This window comes from Stieleria sp. (assembly GCF_041595215.1).
In the GTDB taxonomy this organism is placed as follows: domain Bacteria; phylum Planctomycetota; class Planctomycetia; order Pirellulales; family Pirellulaceae; genus Stieleria; species Stieleria magnilauensis.
Genome location: NZ_JBFHKV010001387.1, coordinates 1 through 1,846, shown reverse-complemented (window position 1 = coordinate 1,846; position 1,846 = coordinate 1). Strand labels below are relative to the sequence as shown.

The window sequence follows — 1,846 nt, the reverse complement described above, 5'->3', positions numbered from 1 at the left end:
TGGTGAATTCGCCGGGATCGTTTCTTAAATCGTAAAGCTCCATCCCATCGTCGCCAAAACCCCACTGGGTGAAACGCCAGTCGTCGGTGCGCAGCGACTCCCCGCCGCTGCGGCTGATCGTGAATGCGTGATCCTTCGTCCATGCGGATGACTCCACATCCAAGAGCAGCGGTTTCAAACTGGTGCCCTGCAGCGTTTCGGGGGCGGAAACACCGGCCAACTCGGCCAGCGTGGGATACAGGTCCACCAGCTCCGTGATCTTTGACGTTCCACGACCGTGTTGGTCCTTCAGCCATGGCACACTGATGATGAACGGAACCCGCGTCGCTTCTTCGAACAGGTGCTGTTTTTGGAATTTGTGATGATGCCCCAGCAGGTAACCGTGGTCGCTGGTGAACACCACGATGGTGTTGTCCCGCAAGCCATGTTTTTCAAGCGCATCTAACACGCGTCCGACTTGGGCATCCATGTAGGACACACTGGCGTAGTAGGCCTGCAACAATCCCTTGTGCAGTTCCGGTGTGACACCATACGTGGTGCTGTTGGCTTTGTAGCCGCGGATGATTCCCGGCACATCATCAAGATCCTTCTCCGGAACCCGCGGCGCTTCCATGGCTGACCGGTCGTAGCGATCAAAGTATTGCTCGGGGGCGACCAGTGGCACGTGCGGGCGGACAAAACCCACGGCCAGGAAAAACGGTTTCTCTTTGACGCGATCGAGAATCTCGATGGCTCGGTCGGCCGCCATGCCGTCGGCGTGGTCGTGATCCCCTGTCGATGCCACCACCCCGGTGAAACTCTGCGAGCCCTTGTCTTTGGGCGACCAGTTCGTCGATTCACCCGGCGCATGCTGTTCGGGCGCTTTGATATTGATCGCCTCGTCCCAAGAAAACGGATCATCGCGTTCGGCAGTGCCGGCAATGATCTCATTGGGGATCCCCATGTGATAGATCTTGCTGACGCGTCCGGCATAGTAGCCTCGCTTGCGAAAGGTTTGCGACAGCGTGACCACGTTCGGCATGCTGCCGCGCAAGGTGCCTGCATTGCCGAGTGTCAGATTCGAATACGGATACAGTCCCGACATGATCGAAGCTCGCGACGCACCACAGACCGGATACTGGCAGTGCATGTTCTCAAACTTCACACCGCGATCCGCCAAACGATCCAGGTTCGGCGTTTTGCACTGCGGGTGCCCAAAACCACTCAGCGATGTATTCAGGTCATCGGCGATCAAGAATAAGACGTTCGGTTGCTCAGGCTCGGCGAGGGCGGGGGAAGTCATTGCCATCCCCAGCACCGTCATCCCCAGCACAGCCGCGATGGCAAGGCAGGTGTTTTTCATGAATCGATCTTGTGTTTCACTTTCGGGGAAGCCGTCCGACGGACGAACAAACGATCGCCAGAGGCCCTGTTATGATACAGCGTGATCGACGCTGCCACTGACCATAGAGATGACGAAAGCTCCGATGTTGCAAAAATCGAGATTCAGGAAATGCGTTGTTCTGTTGATGCTTTTGTCGGCGCCGGTTGCGATGCAGGTCGCGGTGGCGCAGCAATCGGTGCAACTACCCGACCCCGACGGAAAGCCGGCGGCCGCTGACAAGCCCGTCAAAGTCTTCATCCTGCTGGGACAGTCCAACATGCTGGGCTTCGGTCGAATCGATCCGCCAGACACCAACGGAACGCTCTCTCACCTGGTCAAAGGTCAGGGAAAGTACCCGCACCTGATCGACGAGAATGGCAATTGGACCGAGCGGAAAGACGTGCGGAACGTTCATGTGATGGACAAACGCGGCGCCGGCCTGACGGACTTCGCAACCTTCCAGGACGTCAAAAATGAATGGCT

General features: G+C 57.5%; 1 protein-coding gene and 1 pseudogene. One reads left to right on the top strand and one right to left on the bottom strand.

Annotation, left to right across the window (positions count from 1 at the left end; translation table 11 throughout):
- On the bottom strand, positions 1-1,342 hold a 1,342-nt coding region (locus ABX749_RS31500; RefSeq protein ID WP_372899522.1), incomplete at its 3' end, for a sulfatase.
- A gap of 163 nt (positions 1,343-1,505) precedes the next feature.
- Here ABX749_RS31500 and ABX749_RS31495 point away from each other — a divergent pair.
- Positions 1,506-1,846, top strand: a pseudogene (locus tag ABX749_RS31495) (hypothetical protein); the annotation flags it as partial.